Consider the following 20070-nt stretch of genomic DNA (forward strand, 5'->3'; position numbering starts at 1 on the left):
CGCAATGTTTGCCGGTGGACCCACGGACCGCTGCTGAACGTGAGCGGACGAACAGCGAGGGAATAGAACCGCGCACCAGGAATCGTCTGCGTACTCGTGATCCGTATGTGTTCACAAACCGTCAGCTCATGGGCTTGGCGTCGATCTCAGGTACGCCGCCACGCGGTGATCGTGAGCTCCCAGCGCAGCCGCCCGTCCGGCCCGGTGGCCGCAGGCCGCCCGGGGCCAGAGCCGTCGAGGGTGGCGGTCGTTCCGACCATCGGCTCGACGCCGACCGACCGGTACGGGCGCGCCTCGGGCCAGCCGCAGAGGTTGCGCCACAGCAGCAGCGAGCAGGTGGCGGCCGGGTCGCCCGCCGTGACGCGCCAGCGCAGGACGAGGGCGTCCGGACCGTCCACCACCGCGGCGGAACTGCAGCCGGGCAGTACCGCCGCGACGGCCGTGCCGTCGTCGGGGCCGAGCCGGTCCAGGGGCGTCCCGCCCGGACCGGCCGGCCACGGCAGCACGGCCACGGCACCGTCGACGGGGTGGTCGAGCACGTGGGCGGTGCGGATCCCGGGCACGTGCAGCCGCGCCGCGGGGGAGAGGTCGAGCAGGGCGTGCACCGCGTGGACGAACGGGGTGCCGGGCGGCCCCGTCACCGCGTAGTCGACGGTGAGCGACGCGTCGGCACGCATCCTGCGGGCCAGGCCCAGTGCGCCCGCTCGGACCCGGTGCCCGCCCTCGGCGGCGGTCCAGGACCGGGACCAGGCGGCTCCGTGGTCGGGCTCGCCGCGCACGGTGGGGAAGCACTCCTCGACGCCGCCCACATCGACGAACGCCGCCCCTGGTCCGGCCGCGACCCGCGCGGCGGCCACCTCGGGGTCGGGGTTGCTCCACAGCCACTCGCGCTCGGGGCCGCGGTCACCTGCGGCCGACCGGAGCGAGGTCCAGCGCCCGCCGAGGCCGGGGTCGGTCTCGACCGTGAGCGTCCAGGGTTCCCACGCCGGATCGTCCGCAGGCCAGATCCCGGTGGCCGTCACGCCGGCCGGTCCAGGACGATCACGTCGCAGTCCGGCGCCAGCGCGAACGGCACGGGCACCCCGGCGCCGGCGAGGTCGTGGCCGGCCAGCACCCCGCACTCGACCGCACCTCCGCCTGCCCGCACCCGGTAGCGGGCGTCGCCGCCGAGGCCGGCGAGGGGAACCCGCACGGGCGCGCCACCACGGCCCGCGCCCGGCCGGGACCAGGCGAGCACCACGACACGGGAGGTGTCCGTCGCGGTGTACTGCACGGCGTGGACGGGGTCGGACGGGCGCCCGTGGCGGGTGGCCGAGCCGGTGTGTACGACCGGGCGGATGTCGCGGTGGAGGGCCACGAGCTCACGCGCCCTGGCCCGCGTCGGCTCGTCCCAGGCCCCCAGGTCGGCGCCGATGCCGAGCACCCCGGCCATCGCGACGACGAACCGGAACTCGAGGCTCGCGGGCGCCGTGTCGAGGCGGTCGGGCTCGTCGGTGACCCACGAGCTCATCACGTGCGGCGGGTACGCCGACAGGAACCCGTGCTGGACCGCCAGGCGGTCCCGAGGACCGGTCTCGTCGCTCGGCCAGACCACGTCGGACAGGGCGAGCACCGCGTTGTCGACCCGTCCGCCGCCCCCGGCGCAGGCCTCCACCGTCACGTGGGGGAACTCCTCGCGCAGCAGCGTCATCAGCCGGTGGTAGGCGCGGGTGTGCTGCACCGACCATTCGCGCCCCCGCGGGTCACCGGGCCTGCCGCCGTCGCTCACGGACCGGTTCATGTCCCACTTCAGGTAGCTGACCGGATGCTCGGTGAGCAGCCTGCGCAGTGTCGTGGCGGCCCACTCCTCGACCTCGGGCCGGCCCAGGTCGAGGACGTACTGGTTGCGCATGGTCGTGAGCGGCCGGTCGCCCGCGCGGTAGACCCAGCCAGGGTGGGCGCGGAACAGGTCGCTGTCGGGGTTGACGGCCTCCGGCTCGACCCAGAGCCCGAACCGCATCCCGCGGTCCAGCACGCCCTTCGCGAGCGGCCCGAGCCCGTCGGGGAACTTCGCCGGGTCGGGGTACCAGTCGCCGAGCCCAGCGTGGTCGCTGGTGCGCCCGGTGAACCAGCCGTCGTCGACGACGAAGACCTCGACGCCGAGGTCAGCAGCCACGTCGGCCAGGGCCAGCTGGTGCGCGACCCGGACGTCGAACCCGGTGGCGTACCACGAGTTGTAGACGATCGGCCGGTGCTCGGGGCCGGTGCTGCGGGCGAGCCGGTCGCGCTGGTAGCCGTGCCAGGCGCGCGCGAGCCCGTCGAGGCCGTCCGGGCTCCACGCGCCGAGCAGGTGCGGGGTCTCGAACTCCTCTCCGGGTGCGAGCGTGACCACGGTGGTCTCGTCGTCGGCGCCACCGCTGACCCGGACGACGTCGCGGAACGGGACGGCGTCGACGACCATGCGCCACGACCCGCTCCACGCCAGCGCGACGCCGTACGCCTCGTTGCCGCCGGACTCGCGGGCGCGCAGCGCGACGACGGGGGAGTAGAGGTGCGAGGTGATGCCCTGCCGGCTGCCGAGGCTGAGCTGTCCGGCGGGCAGGTCCACATCGGCCGGGGTGAACTCCCGCGACCACGTGCCGACCAGCTGCGTCACCCGCGCTCCCGGGCCGACGGGCACGTTCCAGGCGGCACCGAACGCCCTGGTCAGGTGCAGGTCGCCCGTCGTGCGCGTGGAGCGCACCCGCGCCCACCGCTCGACCACGTCGTGCGTGCGCGAGGTGCTGACGTGCACCTCCACCTCGACGCCCGCGTCCGCGTCGCGCAGCAGGGCCGTCAGCGCGGCGTCCGGCCCGTCGTCGGTCACGGCCGCCGAACCGGGCACCAGCCGCAGCAGCGCCCCGTCCACGCCGCCGGGCCCCTGCACGAGCAGTTCGGCGAACTGGGCGTGCCGGGTGCCTGCCGCGGCGAACTCGAGCGGCACCTTGTCGGCCGGCGCCTCGAACGGGGTGCGGGCCGGGGGAGCGAGCTCACGCCGCTGCCCGGTGGCGCCCCAGTGGCGCAGGACGAGACCGGCGTCCGTCTCGGCCACGACGTACTCCGACCGGGCCGTCGGGAGCGTCCATTCCGTCATTTGTTCGACCCCACCAGAAGACCCGAGACGAACTGCTTCTGGAAGACGAAGAACACGATCGCCGTGGGCACGGCGGCGACGAGCGAGCCGGCCGCGATGACGTTCCACGAGTTGGAGAAGCCGCCCTGCAGGTTGAGCAGGGCCGCGGTGACGGGGAACTGCGCCTCGGTCCGGAGCACCGTCATGGCCCAGATCAGGTCGTTGAAGATCCACGTGGTGGCGAGCGCGGTGAGTGCGGCGAGCGCGGGGCGGCAGAGCGGCAGCACGATGCTCCAGAACGTGCGGGCCGGCCCCGAGCCGTCGAGCAGCGCCGCCTCGAAGATCTCGCCCGGCAGCGACCGCATGAAACCGTGCAGCACGAACGTGTAGAAGCCCAGCCCGAAGCCGACCTGCACGATCACCAGCGCGGTCAACGTGTCGTAGATGCCCAGATCCTGGGTGATCCGCGAGACCGGGATGAGCAGGATCTGCGGGGGCAGCAGGTTCCCCGCCAGCATGACGAGCAGGATCGTGCGGCGCAGCGGGACATGGAAGCGGCTGAGTGCGTAGGCCGCGGCCGACGCGAGCGCGAGCGAGGCGACCACGGTGAACACGGTGACGATCGCGCTGTTGACGAGCGCGCGCCCCACCCGGCCGTCGGCGAGGGCACCGGCGAAGCCGTCGAGCGACAGGCTCGCCGGCAGCGCGCCGAGGCCGCGCGCTGCGATGTCGTCGAAGTTCCGCAGCGCCACGAGGACGACGAAAAGTATCGGCGCGAGCCACAGGATCGTGAACGGGACCATGACGACGTGGAACCACGGCGACCGGGAGGCGTGGTTCCGGCGGGCCGGGGACGTGGAGGTCGCGGTGACCATGTCAGCTCTCCTCCGCACGAGCCTGGCGGGCGAGGTAGGTGATGATGAACGCGATCGCGAGCAGGAAGATCACCACCGCGATCGCGGAGCCGTAACCGAGGTTCACCACCGTGAACGCCTGCTGGAACATGTACGTCGACAGCAGCTGGGTGGTGTTGTACGGACCGCCGCGGGTCATCGCCCAGATGATGTCGAACGTGCGCAGCGAGTCGATCACGGTGACCGCGAAGACCACCGTGTTCACGCCTCGCAGCTGCGGCATCACGATCCGCCAGAACCGTTGCCAGGCGTTCGCGCCGTCGACGGCCGCGGCCTCCTCGAGCGTCGGGTCGGTGCCCTTCAGCCCCGCGAGGTACAGCACCATGATGTAGCCGACCTGCCGCCAGACGGCGGCGATCAGCACGGCGTAGAGCGCGGTGTCGGGGTCGGCGAGCCACTGCCGCTGCAGCCAGTCCAGGCCGAGCGCACCGAGGCCGGCGTCGATCGGCCCGTCCGGCTGGTACATCACGCGCCAGAACAGGCCCGTCACGGCGAGGGAGATGACCATCGGCAGGTAGATCGCGCTGCGGTAGAACCCCACCCCGCGCCCGGGACGGTTGAGCGCGACGGCGAGCGCCAGCCCACCCACGACGGACAGGCCGCCGAACCCGACCACCCAGATCACGTTGTTGCGCAGCGCCGTGTGGAAGATCGGGTCGGCGGCGAGGCGCTGGTAGTTCTCCAGGCCGACAGGCTTCGCCGCGCCGACGCCCTTCCAGCTGGTGAAGGACAGCGAGAAGCTGTTCATCGCGGGCCAGAACACCCAGAACAGCTCGACGGCCAACGGCACCAGCAGGAACATCCACACGAGCAGCGGAACCCGCCGCAGCGGTCCACCGCGGCGCCGGTCCCGGGTGCCGCGCGTCGAGGGCGCGGCACCCGCCGGTGCCCGCTGCATCGTGGTCATGACGAGAAGACCTGCTGGGCGGCCTGCTGCCACTGCCGTTGGGTGCCGCGGATGTCCGAGGGGTTCGCGATGAACTGCGTGAGCGCGGCGTCCGCCGTGGTCTGCAGGGCGTCGCTGGAGTCGCGGTTGAAGAACTGCGTGATCTCGGCGGTCTCGTTGAGGAGCGTGATGCCTTTCTGCACGAGCGGGCTGAACGTCGAGGTGTCGACGTCCGGCGAGGTCGGCAGGTTCGACGACCCGGACTTCTCGATGAAGGACTGCTGCGCGGGCGCCGACGCGAGGTAGGACAGCAACTGCTTGGCCCCCTCGGGGTTCTGGCTGCCCGCCGCGGCGAAGAACCCGTCGGTGGGGGCCTCCTCGGCGCTCGGCACCGAGGGGTCGATCGTCGGCACGGAGAAGAAGTCGAGGTCGTCACGCTGGTCCGCAGGGAAGTACTCCGTGCAGAACGCCCCGACCAGGTACATCGCGGCCTCGTTGTTGACCATGGGCGTGACCGCCTGCTGGGCGTCCCATGAGGTCTGGTTGGGGTGGAAGTAGGGGACGAGCCGCGCGTACTGCTCCAGGACCGCGGTCACCTGCGGGTCCTCGAAGGAGTGCTTACCGGCGAGGAGCTCCCGGTGGTAGCCGGCGCCGTTGATCCGCAGGTTCAGGTAGTCGAACCAGCCCGCCGACATCCAGGCCGTCGACCCGATGCCGTTGGTGAGCGGGTGGATGCCGCGGGCCTTGAGCGTGTCGCAGAGCGCGATGAACTCGTCCCAGGTCTTCGGTGGCTGCACGCCCCACTGCTGGAACGCCGACTTCTTGTAGAAGATCGACCACCAGTAGTAGTTCTGTGGCACGAAGATGGCCTTGCCGTCCGCGCCGGTCGACAGCGCCCGCAGGGCGTCGGAGAAGTTCGCGCACGCGCCGCCGGGGGCCCACAGGTCCGACACGTCGAGCAGCAGCCCCTCATCGGCATAGGAGTTCGCGACCGATCCCGCGTACCAGCCGAGCACGTCGGGTGGTGTCGCGCTGGTCAGGTACGTCGAGAGCTGCGCCCGGAACTGCTCGGTGGCCACCGAGTTCAACGTGACCGGCGGCCCGTCGAAGGCCGCCACGACGCTTTCCAGCGCCGCCTTCGGCCCGGCGTCCTGGATCCACGACTGCAGGGTCAGGGCGGTCGTCCCGCCACCTGCCCCGCCATCGGCGCCGGTGCCGACGCAGCTCGCGAGCAGCGGCACGGTGGTCAGGCTCGCCGCGCCGAGCAGGAACGAGCGGCGGGAGAACGGTGGAGTACTCACGGAAACCTCCAGCGCGCCGTCGTTGGCGCGGTCGGGATCAGGCGGATCGCGGGGCGGGCTCCCGCGCGGGGAACACGGGGGACGTGCGCGGCGCGGACGCCGCGGAGAACAGGGCGTTGCACTCCTGCTGGAGCGCGACGTCGGACCACATGGGGTGCTGCGGCGCCGCGTTGGAGCACACGACCGTGCCCCAGGCGCCGATCCGCCGGGCGTGCGTCACGGCCTGGCGACAGATCTCGGCCCCGACCGGGCCCTCCTCGAACGTGCCGTGCAGCGGGGTGTAGCCGACCCAGCCCTCGCCGAGGACGACCGGGACGTCGTGGGCGGCCGCCCAGTCGGCGGCCACGTCGAACCAGAACCGCAGCTTCTCGGCCATGGCGATGCGGTGCTCGCCGTAGTGGTCGTAGAGCCAGCGGTCGAAAGCCACCGGGTCGGCCCAGTCGTGGACGTACGCCTCGGCGGCCGAGACGATCGTGGCGTCGAGGCGCCAGCGGTGCTCGGCGGGCACCGTCCACCCGGCGGCGGGGGGCGCCCCGGGCCGCAGGATGTGGGCGGCTCTCTCCTGCGGGAACTGCGCCACCGGCCGGCGCAGGCCGAACTCGTCGATGAGCGCGTCGAGCACGCCGTAGATGTAGGGGTGGACGGCGAGCACGTCGACGTTCTCCGGGATGCCACGCATGCTCTCGTGCGGCACGCGCGCGTAGTTGACGGTGCAGCGGCGGCCGGGGTGGCGGCGGTGGAACTCCTCGACCGCCTCCTGCAGGAGTGGCCGCAGCGCCACGACGGGGTCGGCGTCGGTGGGAAGCCCGTCGGCGAGGTGGCCGACCTGCACCTCGTTGTGGATCTCGGTGAACGCCACGCGGTCGTCGAGGCCCTCGGCGACGAGCAGGTCCAGCAGGTCGGCGTGTGCGGCCGCGAGCCGGCCCGGCCGCTCGGCGGGCGGCACCGCGCTCAGGGCGTCCCACCAGGCCGGATCGGCCGCGAACGCCGAACTCTGCTGGTACTCCCACGACGAGACGATCACGAAGCAGCCGTGCCTGCGCGCGGCGCGGAACAGAGCGAGCAGGTGCTCGCGGGCGTCGATCGTCGTCGGTTCCTTCACGTCGTACCAGCGCATCCGCTGGGCGAAGTCGCCCCCCAGCGGGCCGAGGGCCAGCGCCGCCGTGTCGAGCCCGGAGCCGAACAGCAGGAACGGCATCGCGCAGATCCGCACCGTGTTGTAGCCCCGCTCGACGGCCTGCGCGAACGCGGCGTCGAGGTCGGCGAACGGCTCCCCGGGGCCGGTGCGCACGTACCAGGAGAAGTCCCACAGCGTGATGGTGAGGCGCTCGGGGAGCGGATCGTCGGGCGGCATCAGGCCTCCTCGAGGACGGTCGACGGAGTGATCGACGCGAGCAGTTCGAGCGCGTCGACATGGTGTGGATCGTCCGCCAGCAGCTCCGCCAGCCGGTCCCTGGCGTCGCTCTCGTCGCCGTCGAGGACGGCGAGCTGGGCCCGGAGGAACGCGACCCGCCTGCGCTGCACCACGTCCGGATCCTCGGTGAACAGCAGCATCGACGGCAGCGACGTGGCGAAGTAGTCGACGGTGGCGGGAGTCGCCGCGAGCGCGGCGCAGAACCCGCGCAGGGCGTCGGTGAGGTGCCCGGCCTCGTCGTCGCGGCCGAGCCTGCGCAGTGCGAGCACGGACGCCGCGGTCGCCTCGGAGTAGGGCTGGGTGCTCATCACCAGGAAGTCGCCCTGCTGGCCGGCGGCCGACTCCCACGCGGTCACCGCGCCGTTCCCGTCACCCGCCGCTGCCAGCGCGTCGCCACGCAGCAGCTGCAGCTGGGCCGTGCTCGCGAGCGGGTGGCGGGCCTCGCCGAGCGAGCGCGGCGGGTCGAGCGCCGCGTCGAGCAGCGCAACGGCCACCCGCCCGGCATCGACGCCGCCTGCGGCGAGCTCGCGCTGCGCCTGTAGGCGGGCGAGCCGGTCCCACGCCCGCAGCACCTCACCCTCGCCGCCCTCCCACGGCTGGAAGGTGCGGGCGAGCAGCAGCGCCCGGGCCTCGTCGAGGCGGCTCGCGGTGAGCAGCAGGTGCGCCAGCGCGACGGTCGCGTCGTCGCGGGACTCGACGAGCTCCCGGGCCGCGAGCAGCCGCTCCAGCCGCCGTTGCGGGGGCACACCGCGCCGCGCGTCGAGCTGGTCGCTCTCGAACAGCAGCCGCGCGTCCGGGCCCGCGACGGCGAGGGCGCGGTCGTAGGCCTCCCGCGCACTCTCGGCGTCCCCGAGGTGGTTGTGGGCGGCGAGCCCGAGGTTGCGCCAGACCACGGGATCGGTCGGGTCGAGCTCGCCGCTCGCCCGCCACGCCGCCACCGCGTCGCCGCGCCGGTCGTGCGCGTAGAGCCAGTGCCCGAGCAGCGCGCGGGCCCTGGCGTCCTCCGGGTCGGCGGCCACGGCGCGCTCCAGCACGAGCGCGTCGTCGAGCCGTGCGGGGAAGCACCAGGTGGCGTCGCCGGTGCGCGCCCGCTGCCGTGCCTGCCGTGCGTCATCGGCCCGTCCGAGCCGCTGCAGCAGGTCGGCGCGGTGGTAGTCCAGCAGCGGCCCCGTTGCCGTCTGCCCGATCGCGCGGGCGGGCTCCCGCTCGGCGGCGAGATCGAGCATCCGCAGCGCCGCGTCGAGCTCGCCGACCCCGGCGTGCTCGACCGCCACGTCCAGGCACGTCTGTGCGTCGGCGGTGACCGGGAGCCCGAGCACGTCGCGGGTCCACCAGTCGAGCGGGTCGAGGGCGAGCGTGGCGCCGGCGATGTCGTCGGCCCGCTCGTGGCGTCCCGCCCGGCGCAGCACGATCACACTCAGCGCGCGGGCCTGCAGGTGCTCCGGCTCGACGCGCAGCACGTCCTCCAGCCGGGACAGCGCAGCGTCGTCGCGCCCGGCGGCGGCGTCCAGGCGCGCCATCCGGTACCCGGCAGCGGCCCGCCACGGCCGGGTCCATGAGCTGGTGGCGAAGGCGGCGTACGCGTCGTCGGGCCGGCCCTGCCGTTCGAGCACCAGGCCGAGCGCGTAGTGCGCCGTGGTGTCCTGCGGGTTCCCGTTGAGCGTGGTCAGCCGTGCGACGGCGGCCCGCAGCAGCGACTCCGCCCCGGCCAGGTCGCCGCGCCGGTACGCCCTGGCGGCGAGCCCGACGCTGCTCGCGACGTGCCCGGGGTCGCGGCGCAGCGCCTCGCGCCAGTACGCCTCCGGCGACCGGGTCGCGTGCCGGTACTGCTCGAGGTGGGCGCCGATCACGGCGAGCTCCTCGACGGTCGCGACGTCCGCCGGCGCGGCGGGTTCCCGGGCGGGGACGACGTCCTCTGAGCCGTCGGGGACGCGGGAGTCCCAGGCCACGAGCTCGGCACCGCCGTGCAGCACGCGCAGCCGCAGCCGGGCCGCCGCCTGCGCAGCGGTCAGGGGGAGCCTCCGCAGCCACGGCCGTCCGGGTGCGACGTCGGCGGCCTCCTCGGCCACCACCCGGCCGTCGCCGTCCTCCAACCGCAGGACGCAGCCGGCGCGCTCGGACGTGGTCGCCAGGCCGATGTGCGCGCCGTCCGGCTCGACGTCCACGCGCACGGCCGCCTCGACGGTGGCGGCGTGCGCGGGGCCGATCTCCTGGATCGGGTACCAGAACTGCGAGAACACCTTCGTCTCGCCGGGGGCGATGAACGCGAAGTCGGGCTGGTTGTCGGTGAAGACGCCCGCCATCAGCTCCACGTAGGCGCCGCCGTCGTCGCTCAGGTTGCGGTCCCAGGCGTGCCCGAAGCGCGCGTCGCCCCACGTCCACTGCTTCTTGCCGACGGAGAGGACGCGGTCGGCCACGTGCACGAAGCCCGCGCGGGCGCCGTGGTCGTAGCCGCCGAAGAAGCCCTCCCGGCTGCCCACGCACATGTAGGAGGTGGGCACGGGGATGTTGCGGTACCAGTCCAGACGGTCGCCACGGACCTCGCTGCCGTCCGCGGCGAGCCCGATCCGGTCGTGTCGGCGCGGGTAGTCGATGCCGTAGTACGGCCGGTCGGCGGCGGGGAACGCCGTCGTGGCGCGCCGGGCGTGGTCGGCGACCACGCGGACGTCGCGCGGGAAGAACGACTGGTAGTCGGGGCCGACGCGAGCGGCCACGTTCGCCCACCACAGGAACGTCTGGGTCTGCTCGCTGCGGTTGTACAGGCGCACCCGCAGCTCCAGCGTCGCGCGGTCGGGCCGCAGCCGGATGCCGTGCATGCCCTTCATCCGCGTGAACGGATCGTGGTCGGAGCACCAGACGGTGACCGCGCCGTCGGGCTCGTGCTCGACCTCGACGTCGGTGGGCAGGAACGTCGCCGGGCGATGGTGCTGCGGCCAGTTGAACTCCACACCACCCGCGATCCACGGGCCGGCGAGTCCGACGAGCGCCGGCTTGATCACGGGGTTGCGGTAGAAGAAGTCGTAGCCGGAGCTGCGGTCGTGCCCCACGTGGATCCGGCCGCCCAGCTCGGGCAGCACCAGCACCCGCAGCCACCGGTTCTCCAGGTGCACCGCCGCCCACTCCACGGGGGCCTTCGCGGGACTGATCCGGTCGTGGAAGGGCAGCGGGTAGACCCGGCCCGACGAGCCCTGGTAGACGCGGTGATCCAGGTAGGCCGGGTAGCGGTCGGGCGGCTCCGGGAGGTAGCTGTCGATCGTCAGCGGGTCCCGCCAGACGGCCACCCCGGCGCCGGCCTGCGCGGCAGGGCGGGGTGGGAGCTGCAGTCGTGACTCGCCGTCGAGCATGCCGAGACGCTACGAGCGACGGCGGCGCGTCTGCATAGCCGAATCGACCGACTTACCTGGACGATCCGACGACCAGGGGTACGGTGCCGCCGTGCTGCTGCCCGACGGGTTCCCCGGCCAACGGCTGCGCGTGCTCCCTCGCCCGCTCGTCTCGTCCGCGTTGCGGCAGCCGCCGACGGCGAGCCTCCTCGTCACCGACGCCGGATACTTCCCGCGCGCGGCGAACCACGGCCGACGCCGACCGGAGGGCGCCGACGAGGCCGTCGTGATCATCTGCACCGACGGCATCGGGCGGTGCCAGGTGGCGGACCGGACCACCGTCGTCGCGCCGGGCCACGCCCTCGTCCTGCCCCCGCGGCTGGCTCACACCTACTGGGCTGATCCCGGCAACCCATGGACGATCTGGTGGTTGCACGCCGCCGGCTCACAGGTGCCCGAGCTGCTCTCGGTGGTCACCGAGGGAGGGCGGGAGGGCCTCATCGAGCTGCACGACACCTACCGCGCAGTGTCCACCATCGACGACGCGATCGGGTTCCTCGAACGGGATGAGACCCTGCCCAGCCTGATCTCCGCCTCGGGCATGGGATGGGCGCTCCTGGCGCAGCTGGCGGCCGACGCCGTCGGCGGCGGCCGGCAGCGCACCGAGCCGATCCGGCAGGCCCAGGAGCACCTGCGCCGCAACTTCGCGAAGCCGGTGAGCGTGCCGGACCTGGCCCGCACGGCAGGGTTGTCGCCCTCGCACTTCTCCGCGCTCTTCCGCGCCGCGACGGGCGGTGGCGTCGTCGAGTACACCAAACGCCTGCGGATGGCGCGGGCGCGCGAACTGCTCATCACCTCGTCGCGCACCATCGCCGACATCGCGACGGCCGTCGGCTACACCGACGCGTTCTACTTCTCGCGCCAGTTCCGCACGGTCCACCGATGCAGTCCCAGCGACTACCGCAGCGGGAACCGGGGAGCGTGAGGCTCCCTCTCAGGCATCGCTCAGCCTCGGCGAGGATGCTGGGGCACGGAGGGGATGTCCATGAGTGCCATTGGAGCTGTGCTCGGATTCGTCCTACTGCTGTTCCTGATCGTCCTGGTCGTGCGTGCCGTGCTGGACTGGACGGGCGTGCTGGGCGCGGGAGACTCCGGCGGGGTCGCCAAGGCCCGGCGGCTGTCGCACACGCTGACCGAGCCGGTGCTCGCGCCGGTGCGTCGGGTGCTGAAGCCGGTGCGGGTCGGATCGGTGCAGATCGACCTCGCCTTCACGGTCGTGTTTCTCGTGGTGCTCGTGCTGCGGTCGATCGTGCTCTCCTTCTAGTACTCCAGCCGTAGATCGTCACGGCCAATCGAGGGCTGCTGGCGGTTCCCGGTGCCGCGGTGACGACGCACCAACAGCCACCAGCACTGGGTGTCGCCGCCATCGCCCGCGGACTCCACGGGTGGGAGCAGCGCAACCAGGGCCCAGTCGGAGTAGCGCTGGCCCTTCGCCCCGGCTCCGGCGGAGAGCCGCTGCCACGCTCGTTTCGGTAGGCGAGCGGTCAAGGTGTCGGCGCGGATGAGTCCGAACGTGGTCGGGACGCGGCGGTCGCACTCGATGGCCAGGACGTAGCCGACCCGGCGGATCTCCAGTTCGCCCCGCAAGGCGGGGTCGGCGCCGTAGACCTCGTCCCCGGCGACCCACCGCGCCGCACCTCCGCGTCCAAGGCGTGGCAGATCATGCCCGTGGCCAGCGCGGGCTTGGTCAGGAGTTCGATGTCGGCGGGCACTCCCGCGTCGGCCCAGCGCTGGTCGTCGTCGGCCCAGGACCGCGGCAGGTAGAGCTCGCGGTCGATCATCGCGTGCCCCCGCTGCGGGGCAGCTCAGCGAGCAGCCCGAGCAGGAACCGGCCGGCCCGCCGGTGGGTCTCGATCCGGGGGAACCTGGCGGCTGTCCGGCCGAGCAGCCTGTCGGTCTCTGCTCGCCAGCGGTCGGACTCTGCGCTGTGACCCATGGCCACCGCTTGATCCGATGTCGACACAACGGACGAGGATCAGGCGGTGGCCGTGCCAGGTCCGGGACCGCCACGCCGGCAAGATCACGGCCTACGGCTGGAGTATCAGGAACGGACCCGGTCCGCGGGCGCGGTCCAGCCGGTGGAGCGGATCCACTCGGCCAGGTCCCGGGTGGTCGGCTCGATCGCCTTCACTGCTGCGAGGTCCGACGGGTATTCGGACGCCTTGGCGAACTGGCGGAACATCGCCTTGTCGAGGTCGTTGCCGAGGACGCTCAGTGGCAGGGCCTCGTAGCGTGACGGTAGCCCGGCGCGCGCGCCGAACGCGGCGGCGATCTGGGGGCCCGTCGGCTCGTCGCCGATGACCTCGATGGCTCCGCCGGGCACGTCCGCGGTGTCGAGCAGGATCGCGGCGGCGACCTGGCCGATGTCCTTGATCGAGATCATCTTCAGGGCGATGTCGTTCGGCAGTGGCAGCCTCAGCACGATCGTTCCGTCCTCCAGGCTCGGCGCCATCACGGTCGTGAAGTTCTCCATGAAGGCGGTCGGGCGAACCATCGTGGCCCTCAGGCCGGAAAGCTTCAGGTATTCCTCGATCCGGTGCTTCGAGTCGTGGTGCGGCACGCCCGTTTCGCGATCCGCCCCGAAGACCGAGTTGAACACGACGTGTGGCACGCGCGCCGCGGTCGCCGCATCGACGAGGGCGGTGCCCACTCGGACCTCCTTCTCGATCTCCTCGAGGCTGTTCGCCTCCGGGGTCATGAAGTAGAACGCATCGACCGCCTCCAGCGCGGCGACCGTTGACGCCGGGTCGTCGATCCGGACGGTCGACAGCTCGACGCCCCGGGCGCCCAGCGCCCGCGCCCGATCGGACTCGGGTGTGCGGACGAGGGCCCGCACCCGCGCTCCTCGGGCCAGGAGCGCATCGACGACCGCCCCGCCCTGCTGTCCCGTCGCACCGAAGACCGCGATCGCACCGTTTCCCCGCGTGACCATGGCGTCACCTCTCGCTAGGACATGGCATGAACCCTGACTAGTTCATAGCATGAACAATACTAGTTCATGCTATGAACTAACGCCAGCCATGAGGGTGCCTAGGAGGACTGCGCGGCATGTCAGGACGAGGTGGACGCCGAGACGCCCGACGCGTCCACGATGGCGGTGGCGAGGCGTTCGAGGTCGCGCTGGTCGTCCGCGTCGAGGTTCTGCGCGACGTCGGGCAGGCGCTTGGTGGTCTCGGCGAACACCGCCTCGGCGAGCACCTTCCCCGTGGGCGTCACGCTGAGCATGATGACCCGCCGGTCCTGCTCTGAACTCACTCGGCTGACCAGGTGGCGCCGCTCGATGCGATCGACGAGTTGGCTCAGCGCGTTCTTGGTCATACCGAGCGAGGCGGCGAGGTACGCCATCTGCCGCGGCTCGTCCTTGACCGCGCACAGCAGCGTGGCCTGTAAGGAAGTCAGGTCGTACTCGGCGCAGATCTGCGCGTACCTCCGCTGGATCAGGACCGAGAGCCAGAAGAGCTTGTCGCCGTAGTCCACGCCCGCCGCCCCTCGCCTGGTGCCGAACGCTTAGTCTACCGACGCCGACCGGCTTGCCCGACCGTCCAACTGACAGTGAAATCCGCCTTGCCTTGCCTGGCCTTGCCTTGTCTGGCCTGGAGCGCCGCGACCCCTCCGCGAAGTCCTCGGCGCCTGGCAAATCCTGGCCGGACTCGACGAGCACCAGGGCTGGAGTACGAGGCACGAGCCCGTACGACCATGAGCAGCGGTCCGGCTCCACTCCGCGCGGGAGTGGAGCCGTTGACCGGCGTGTGTCAGTTCTGTTGCCGCCGCATTCCGGCCGAACAGGCGAATCGGAATCAATGACGGTGTGAGCCAGGACATTCTGTCTCGGCGTGCATTTTCCGTAGGCTGGATACCGTATTCGCGGGAGGGTTGGGGCGCGTCCGAATCGGCCGCGAATGGTCCTTTGCTGCCTGCACAACCGTTCCCGGTGCCTGGTTATTTGTTCGGGTTCGGCGTCAGAGCGCAGACAACGGAAGGAGTCCGCCATGGCCGACATGTCCGAGGCTCGTCCACCGGGGGCAGCCACCACGCCACCGGCGCGTGCCTCGCGGCAAGCACGCCGGGCCGCTGCCGCGAGCCTCATCGGTACGACGATCGAGTTCTATGACTTCTTCATCTACGGACTGGCGGCCAGCCTGGTTTTCGGCAGCCAGTTCTTCCCGTCCTTCTCACCGGTCGCCGGGACATTGGCGGCACTGAGCACCTTCCTCGTGGGTTTCGTGGCCCGACCGATCGGTGCGGTCGTGTTCGGCCACTTCGGTGACCGGGTCGCCCGCAAGCGCCTGCTCGTGATCTCCCTGCTCACCGCCGGTGGTTCGACGTTCGTGACCGGACTGCTGCCGACCTACGCCGCGATCGGCGCAGCGGCACCGATACTGCTCGTGCTCTGCCGGCTGGTGCAGGGTCTCGGCCTCGGCGGCGAGTGGGGTGGCGCCGTGCTCATGGCCGTCGAGCACGCGCCGTCCCGCCGCCGCATCGTCTTCGGTGCACTCCCGCAGATGGGAAACCCGGCCGGGCTGGTCCTGGCCACCGTGGTCACGCTGGTGTGCACCACGTTCCTGCCCGTGCGCGAGTTCCAGTCGTGGGGCTGGAGAATCCCGTTCCTGCTGAGCGTCACGTTGATCGTCGCCGGCGTGATCGTTCGTAGCCGGCTGCGCGAGAGCCCCGCGTTCGACCGGGTGCGGGAATCCCGACAGCTGGTGCGGTTCCCGCTCGGTGAGCTCGTCCGCAAGTACCCGAGGGCGCTGGTCGCGGGCACCCTGGCGGTGACCGCCTCCCCGGCGGTCGGCCTGCTGGTCTCGGTCTATCTCCTCCCGTACGGGCAGCGGGTCCTGCACATCTCCACTGTCACGATGCTTCTCCTCACCGGGGTCTACGGCGTCGTCTTCTTCTTCGCCATCTGGATCTCCGCCGGTGTCTCCGAACGTTTCGGCGTCCGCCGCGTCAGCGTCGTCGGACTGGTGTCCGTGGCGATATGGGCGGTGCCGTTCTTCCTGCTCCTCGACAGCCGGTCGCTCCCGGCCGCGGTCATCGCGTACGCGGGCGTCGGTGTCACCGTCGGCGCGGTGAACGGCCCGCAGGCCACCCTGCTGGCGGACCTGTTCCCGGTACGCGTGCGCTACAGCGGCGCGTCCCTCACCTTCCAGCTCTCCTCGGTGCTGGGTGGCGCGATCACCCCGGTCGTCTCGACGGCGCTGCTGGCCGCCACCGGCAGCGGCCTGTCCATCGCGGTGTGGGTCGTCGCCATCGCCGTGATCAGCCTGGTCTCGGTGGCCTGTCTGCACCTCGGGAGCGGCGTCGACCCGATCGAGGAACAGGGCACCGAACTGGCGCAGGTCGCGTAACCCCGATCCGTTCGCCGAGGTCAGCCGCCGACGTGCACGACGGGACGGCGGCCGAGGTCCTTCTCCGCCTGCCGGATGATCTCGCGGGTGACCGGGGCGGTCTCGCCCCGGCCGAGCAGGACGTAGCGCAGCAGGTGGGTGAGCGGGTTCCCCTCCGACCACTGGAAGTGCAGGTGGGGCCGGAAGCCGGTCTCGTCGCGGATGCGGAGCATGATCGCGGCGAGCGCGTTGGGGACCGCGGGGCTCTGGGTGCGCAGTACCCGGTACCCGTCGACCTCCACACCGCGCACGTGGAGCACCTGGGAGAAGTCCGACGGGTCGGTGACGTCGACCTCCAGGAACACGATCGGAGAGGCCTCCGGGATCGGGTTGAGGTCACGCTGCTCGCGTTCCTTGTCCCGGTACTCCGCCAGGTCACCGGCCTGTCGCTTGTTCGCGATCACGTGCAGCGCGCCGTGGTCGATGCAGCTGGTGATGTAGGCGGCGGCGGGCTCGTCGAAGTCGATGTCGTCGGCGCGCAGCTCGGTGGCCCGGGACAGCCTCGACACCAGCGAGATGATCACCATGCCGGCGATGAAGGCCAGCGAGATGACGATGCCGTCGGGCTTCTCGACGATGTTGTCGACCAGCGCGTAGAGGAAGACGAGGGTCACCACGGCGAACCCGAGCACGGCCCGGGGCCGGCGGCGCCGCCATACGGACACGGTGACCGCGAACGCGGCGGAGACCAGCATGACGAGAATCCCCGTGGCGTACGCACCCGCCTGCGCGTCGACACTCGCCCCGAAGATGATCGTCAGGCCGACCGATACCGCCGTGTAGACGAGCACCACCGGCCGGACCGCGCGTGCCCATTCGGGCGCCATCCCGTAGCCCGGCAGGTACCGCGGCACGATGTTGATCAGGCCGGCCATCGCCGACGCTCCGGCGAACCACAGGATGAGGATCGAGCTGAGGTCGTACACCGTGCCGAAGGCGTTCCCGAGCAGCTGGTGTGCGAGGTAGGCCAGTGCGCGCCCGTTCGCCTGGCCGCCCGGCTCGAACTCCGCCGGTGGGACGAGCACGGTCGTGATGAAGCTGGTCGCGATCAGGTAGCCGCTCATGACGAGCGCGGCGACGGTGAGGAGCCTGCGCGTGTTGGCGATCCGGTGGTGCAGCCGCTCCTGCGGGGTGGCGCCGTCGGCGTGCACCAGCGGCATCATGCTCACGCCCGTCTCGAAGCCGGACAGGCCGAGCACCAGCAGCGGGAACGCCAGGAACGCCGTGCCGAGCGCGTTGCCGAACCCACCCGTGCTCAGCAGGGCGTCCACCCAGTTGCCCAGCACCACCGGGTGCCCGATCGCCTCGACCAGTCCTGCGACCACCACCACGGCGTTGAGCAGCAGGAACACCACGACCAGCGGTACCGCCACCCCGACGGCCTCGCTGAACCCGATCAGGAACACCCCGCCCAGAACGAGCAGGAGAACCACGGTGATGAGTACCTGGTGGCCGGTGAGCCAGTCGGGGGCGAACGGGTTCTCCACGAAGTGGGCGGTCGCGTCCGCCGACGACAGCGTGATCGTGATGATCCACGACGTGGCGACGAACCCGAGCAACGTCAGTACGAAGAACTTGCCCCGCCAGAACGGCAGCAGCCGCTCCAGCATCGCCACCGACCCCTGCCCGTTGGGGCTCTCCGCCGCGACCCGCCGGTACATCGGCAGCATCCCGAACAGGGTCAGCACGACGATCAGCAGCGTCGCCAGCGGGGAGACCGCCCCGGCGGCCAGCGCGGCGATGCCCGGCAGGTAGCTCAGCGTGGAGAAGTAGTCGACCCCGGTCAGGCACATGACCTTCCACCACGGGTGCTCGTCGTGGTGGGTCTCCTTGGCCGCCGGACCGGGGACGGACTCCACCCGGTGGTGCAGCAGCCAGCGCGCGAGCCCGTTCGGCGGGCGCCGGTCGGATGCGTCGGGGCGGGGAGGCCCTGCCTGCTCGCGGATCGCGTTCACCGCGAACCTCCTGCCCAGCTCATCGCGCATCCTCTCCTCGTCCGGACCCCGGGACCATCCGCGGTGCGGCCCGCCTGCACTCGGCACGGATCTTGCCGGTGGCCGGTTCAGCGGACATTCGTGCTCGTTCGACCCGTAGGTACGTTTCGACCCGGCGCGGAGGAGGTGCGCAGCGCAGTTGTTCACGGGCTGGGCTGGAGATCAGACGTCGGTTAGAGGGTGTAACCACCGGCTCTGCGCGAGCGAAGGCTCACCGTGCATCGACGTCGCGCCCTCCTGATCATCCCCGCGCTCCTGACCGCCCTGGTGGCCTGCAGCACGTCCACAACCGCACCGTCGGCCGCCGTGTCGAGCGCCACGGCGTTGACGAGCAGCCCGGCGCCGACGAGCAGCCCGGCGCCGACGAGCAGCGCAGCGCCGACGACCACGCCGGCGCCGACCACGATCGCCCCGGCACCGGTGGCCGTCGCCGCTGTCCAGGCGCCCGTCGTACGCCCTCCGGTTCCCACTCCCGCGCCCACGAAGGCCACGCCCAGGCCCCCGGTCACGGTGGCAGCTCCCGCCCCGAAGCCCTCCCCGAAGCCCGCGCCCAAGCCGGTGCCCGCGCCGCCCCCTGCGTCCAAGTCGAAGTGCCACCCCAGCTATCAGCCGTGTGTCCCTGACGGCCCCGACCTGAACTGCCCGGACATCAAGTTCAAGGTGAAGGTTGTCGGGCCGGATGAGTACCGGCTGGACGCCAACAAGGACGGGTGGGGCTGCGAGAGCTACGGCTGACGCAATGCAGCTGCCGATCCCGCAGCGCCCCGTGACGACGTCCACGCGCAGGTCGCCGCAACAAGGCGGAGAGTCAGAACACGGGCGTGACTGCTGCACCGGACCCGCCAGGCTGACGGCTTGTGCTCCTGGCTCACGGCGCTCCCTTGTGCGGGTCCGGCAGTCGGGGCGGTGGCTTGCGGGGTCAGGTGGCCAGGGCGGGGTCGGGGACGCCCGCGCGGCGGCTCGTGCCCGTGAACCGGGCGACTCGCGGGTGGTTCAGTGTCCTCGCAGAGCGGGCGTGTTCGTCGCAGATGCTGTGGGTTCTGCGAGGAGCACGGTGGTTCTGCGAGGACGTGGTCGGGCGGGCGCTGGCTTGTGGGGGTTAGGAGAGCTGGGCGGGGTCGGGCGTCTGCTGCGGCTACTCACGCCCGTGAACCGGGCGACTCGCGCACCGGAACCGGGCGACTCGCGGGCGGGGCGGGTGGGCGCTCCGGGATGGCAGGACCTGACGCGGTCGGTCCCCGAGGCGTAGCCGTGGGACGACGGGGCGACCGACGATCGGATCCCGCTCCCGCCGGTGGGGCATGATCGACGACATGGCCAGCGCCCGATCCGCCTCCGACCTCGATCTCGACGGGCGGCGGTTCGCCATGGTGTCGTCCACGGCGAGCGAGGTCGATCCGGCCTCGCCCACGGTCTTCGACTACCACGAGCGCGACGGCATGGTCTGGGGCGAGTACGAAGGCGACACGGTTCGTATCGGTCGCTTCGTCGGCACGCGCGAGGAGCGGCGGATCTCGATCCGGTTCACCCACGTCGTCGACGCCACCGGTGAGGTGGTGGGCGGTGCGGCGGAAAGTCGCATCGAGCCGCACGCCGACGGCCTGCGGCTGGTGGAGGACTTCCGCACGGCCGACGGGGACCAGGTCAGTGTCTGCGTGGAAGTCCGGTAGGCCAGGGGGTGGCGTCGACATCGACGTCAG

At 71.8% G+C, this 20070-nt stretch carries 16 protein-coding genes and 1 pseudogene; 4 read left to right on the forward strand and 13 right to left on the reverse strand.

Features of this window, described 5'->3' with window-relative positions:
• Nucleotides 1–146 precede the first annotated feature (146 nt).
• Genes ACQPZA_RS12410 through ACQPZA_RS12440 form a run of 7 tightly spaced genes read right to left on the reverse strand, consistent with a single transcriptional unit; the run spans nt 147 to nt 10950 of the window.
• A complete protein-coding gene (locus ACQPZA_RS12410; protein ID WP_433280657.1) occupies nt 147–1022 on the reverse strand; it encodes a hypothetical protein in 876 nt (291 codons plus the stop codon).
• Nucleotides 1019–3112, reverse strand: a complete 2094-nt coding sequence (locus ACQPZA_RS12415; protein ID WP_433280659.1) for an alpha-galactosidase — start codon at nt 3110–3112, stop codon at nt 1019–1021. Before ACQPZA_RS12415 ends, ACQPZA_RS12410 begins: the two co-directional genes overlap by 4 nt.
• Nucleotides 3109–3966 carry a carbohydrate ABC transporter permease gene (locus ACQPZA_RS12420; RefSeq protein ID WP_169396285.1) on the reverse strand — a complete coding sequence of 286 codons (858 nt, stop codon included), beginning with the start codon at nt 3964–3966 and terminating at the stop codon, nt 3109–3111. The genes ACQPZA_RS12415 and ACQPZA_RS12420 overlap by 4 nt, the downstream gene beginning before the upstream one ends.
• A gap of 1 nt (nt 3967) precedes the next feature.
• Nucleotides 3968–4912: a carbohydrate ABC transporter permease gene (locus ACQPZA_RS12425; RefSeq protein ID WP_433280661.1), complete on the reverse strand. Its 945-nt coding sequence runs from the start codon at nt 4910–4912 to the stop codon at nt 3968–3970.
• Nucleotides 4909–6192 (reverse strand): ABC transporter substrate-binding protein, encoded by a 1284-nt coding sequence (locus ACQPZA_RS12430; protein WP_169396286.1) that lies wholly within the window; start codon nt 6190–6192, stop codon nt 4909–4911. The genes ACQPZA_RS12425 and ACQPZA_RS12430 overlap by 4 nt, the downstream gene beginning before the upstream one ends.
• Nucleotides 6193–6229: 37 nt before the next feature.
• On the reverse strand, nt 6230–7546 hold the full coding sequence (locus tag ACQPZA_RS12435) for a cellulase-like family protein (RefSeq protein WP_433280662.1): 1317 nt from the start codon (nt 7544–7546) through the stop codon (nt 6230–6232).
• Complete coding sequence (locus ACQPZA_RS12440; RefSeq protein WP_433280664.1) at nt 7546–10950, reverse strand: DUF5107 domain-containing protein; 3405 nt, start codon at nt 10948–10950, stop codon at nt 7546–7548. The genes ACQPZA_RS12435 and ACQPZA_RS12440 overlap by 1 nt, the downstream gene beginning before the upstream one ends.
• A gap of 91 nt (nt 10951–11041) precedes the next feature.
• Between ACQPZA_RS12440 and ACQPZA_RS12445 the strand changes: the two genes are divergently transcribed.
• Nucleotides 11042–11914 carry a helix-turn-helix domain-containing protein gene (locus tag ACQPZA_RS12445; RefSeq protein WP_433280666.1) on the forward strand — a complete coding sequence of 291 codons (873 nt, stop codon included), beginning with the start codon at nt 11042–11044 and terminating at the stop codon, nt 11912–11914.
• A 60-nt stretch (nt 11915–11974) separates the two neighbouring features.
• Nucleotides 11975–12253: a YggT family protein gene (locus ACQPZA_RS12450; RefSeq protein WP_169400544.1), complete on the forward strand. Its 279-nt coding sequence runs from the start codon at nt 11975–11977 to the stop codon at nt 12251–12253.
• A 47-nt stretch (nt 12254–12300) separates the two neighbouring features.
• On the opposite strand, the pseudogene ACQPZA_RS12455 reads toward ACQPZA_RS12450, so the two are convergent.
• The 4 genes and pseudogenes from ACQPZA_RS12455 to ACQPZA_RS12470 all read right to left on the reverse strand — a co-directional run.
• A pseudogene (locus ACQPZA_RS12455) lies at nt 12301–12779 on the reverse strand (transposase); the annotation flags it as partial.
• A complete protein-coding gene (locus ACQPZA_RS12460) occupies nt 12767–12925 on the reverse strand; it encodes a hypothetical protein (RefSeq protein WP_433280668.1) in 159 nt (52 codons plus the stop codon). The gene ACQPZA_RS12460 and the pseudogene ACQPZA_RS12455, both read right to left, overlap by 13 nt.
• 105 nt (nt 12926–13030) lie before the next feature.
• Complete coding sequence (locus ACQPZA_RS12465; RefSeq protein WP_433280670.1) at nt 13031–13921, reverse strand: NmrA/HSCARG family protein; 891 nt, start codon at nt 13919–13921, stop codon at nt 13031–13033.
• A 119-nt stretch (nt 13922–14040) separates the two neighbouring features.
• The gene (locus tag ACQPZA_RS12470; RefSeq protein WP_433280672.1) at nt 14041–14466 is read right to left on the reverse strand and encodes a MarR family winged helix-turn-helix transcriptional regulator; all 426 of its coding nucleotides are present in this window, start codon (nt 14464–14466) and stop codon (nt 14041–14043) included.
• A 512-nt stretch (nt 14467–14978) separates the two neighbouring features.
• On the opposite strand from ACQPZA_RS12470, the gene ACQPZA_RS12475 reads away from it, so the two are divergent.
• The gene (locus ACQPZA_RS12475) at nt 14979–16337 is read left to right on the forward strand and encodes an MFS transporter (protein ID WP_433280674.1); all 1359 of its coding nucleotides are present in this window, start codon (nt 14979–14981) and stop codon (nt 16335–16337) included.
• A 20-nt stretch (nt 16338–16357) separates the two neighbouring features.
• Here the strand turns inward: ACQPZA_RS12475 and ACQPZA_RS12480 are convergent, their stop codons facing one another.
• Entirely contained in the window at nt 16358–18361 is a 2004-nt protein-coding gene (locus ACQPZA_RS12480; protein ID WP_433280676.1) for an amino acid transporter, read from the reverse strand.
• 182 nt (nt 18362–18543) lie between these two features.
• On the reverse strand, nt 18544–18954 hold the full coding sequence (locus tag ACQPZA_RS12485; RefSeq protein WP_433280678.1) for a hypothetical protein: 411 nt from the start codon (nt 18952–18954) through the stop codon (nt 18544–18546).
• Nucleotides 18955–19683: 729 nt separating this feature from the next.
• Between ACQPZA_RS12485 and ACQPZA_RS12490 the strand changes: the two genes are divergently transcribed.
• Nucleotides 19684–20040: a hypothetical protein gene (locus ACQPZA_RS12490; RefSeq protein ID WP_433280680.1), complete on the forward strand. Its 357-nt coding sequence runs from the start codon at nt 19684–19686 to the stop codon at nt 20038–20040.
• The last annotated feature ends 30 nt before the right edge of the window (nt 20041–20070 follow it).

It is taken from the genome of Pseudonocardia xinjiangensis (assembly GCF_050948425.1).
GTDB classification, from domain to species: domain Bacteria; phylum Actinomycetota; class Actinomycetes; order Mycobacteriales; family Pseudonocardiaceae; genus Pseudonocardia; species Pseudonocardia xinjiangensis.

Coding starts and splice junctions, on each gene's coding strand:
- ACQPZA_RS12450 (WP_169400544.1), top strand. CDS start 11,975: ATGAGTGCCATTGGAGCTGTGCTCGGATTCGTCCTACTGCTGTTCCTG.
- ACQPZA_RS12425 (WP_433280661.1), bottom strand. CDS start 4,912: ATGACCACGATGCAGCGGGCACCGGCGGGTGCCGCGCCCTCGACGCGC.
- ACQPZA_RS12435 (WP_433280662.1), bottom strand. CDS start 7,546: ATGCCGCCCGACGATCCGCTCCCCGAGCGCCTCACCATCACGCTGTGG.
- ACQPZA_RS12460 (WP_433280668.1), bottom strand. CDS start 12,925: ATGGGTCACAGCGCAGAGTCCGACCGCTGGCGAGCAGAGACCGACAGG.
- ACQPZA_RS12480 (WP_433280676.1), bottom strand. CDS start 18,361: ATGCGCGATGAGCTGGGCAGGAGGTTCGCGGTGAACGCGATCCGCGAG.
- ACQPZA_RS12490 (WP_433280680.1), top strand. CDS start 19,684: ATGGCCAGCGCCCGATCCGCCTCCGACCTCGATCTCGACGGGCGGCGG.
- ACQPZA_RS12440 (WP_433280664.1), bottom strand. CDS start 10,950: ATGCTCGACGGCGAGTCACGACTGCAGCTCCCACCCCGCCCTGCCGCG.
- ACQPZA_RS12475 (WP_433280674.1), top strand. CDS start 14,979: ATGGCCGACATGTCCGAGGCTCGTCCACCGGGGGCAGCCACCACGCCA.
- ACQPZA_RS12465 (WP_433280670.1), bottom strand. CDS start 13,921: ATGGTCACGCGGGGAAACGGTGCGATCGCGGTCTTCGGTGCGACGGGA.
- ACQPZA_RS12420 (WP_169396285.1), bottom strand. CDS start 3,966: ATGGTCACCGCGACCTCCACGTCCCCGGCCCGCCGGAACCACGCCTCC.
- ACQPZA_RS12415 (WP_433280659.1), bottom strand. CDS start 3,112: ATGACGGAATGGACGCTCCCGACGGCCCGGTCGGAGTACGTCGTGGCC.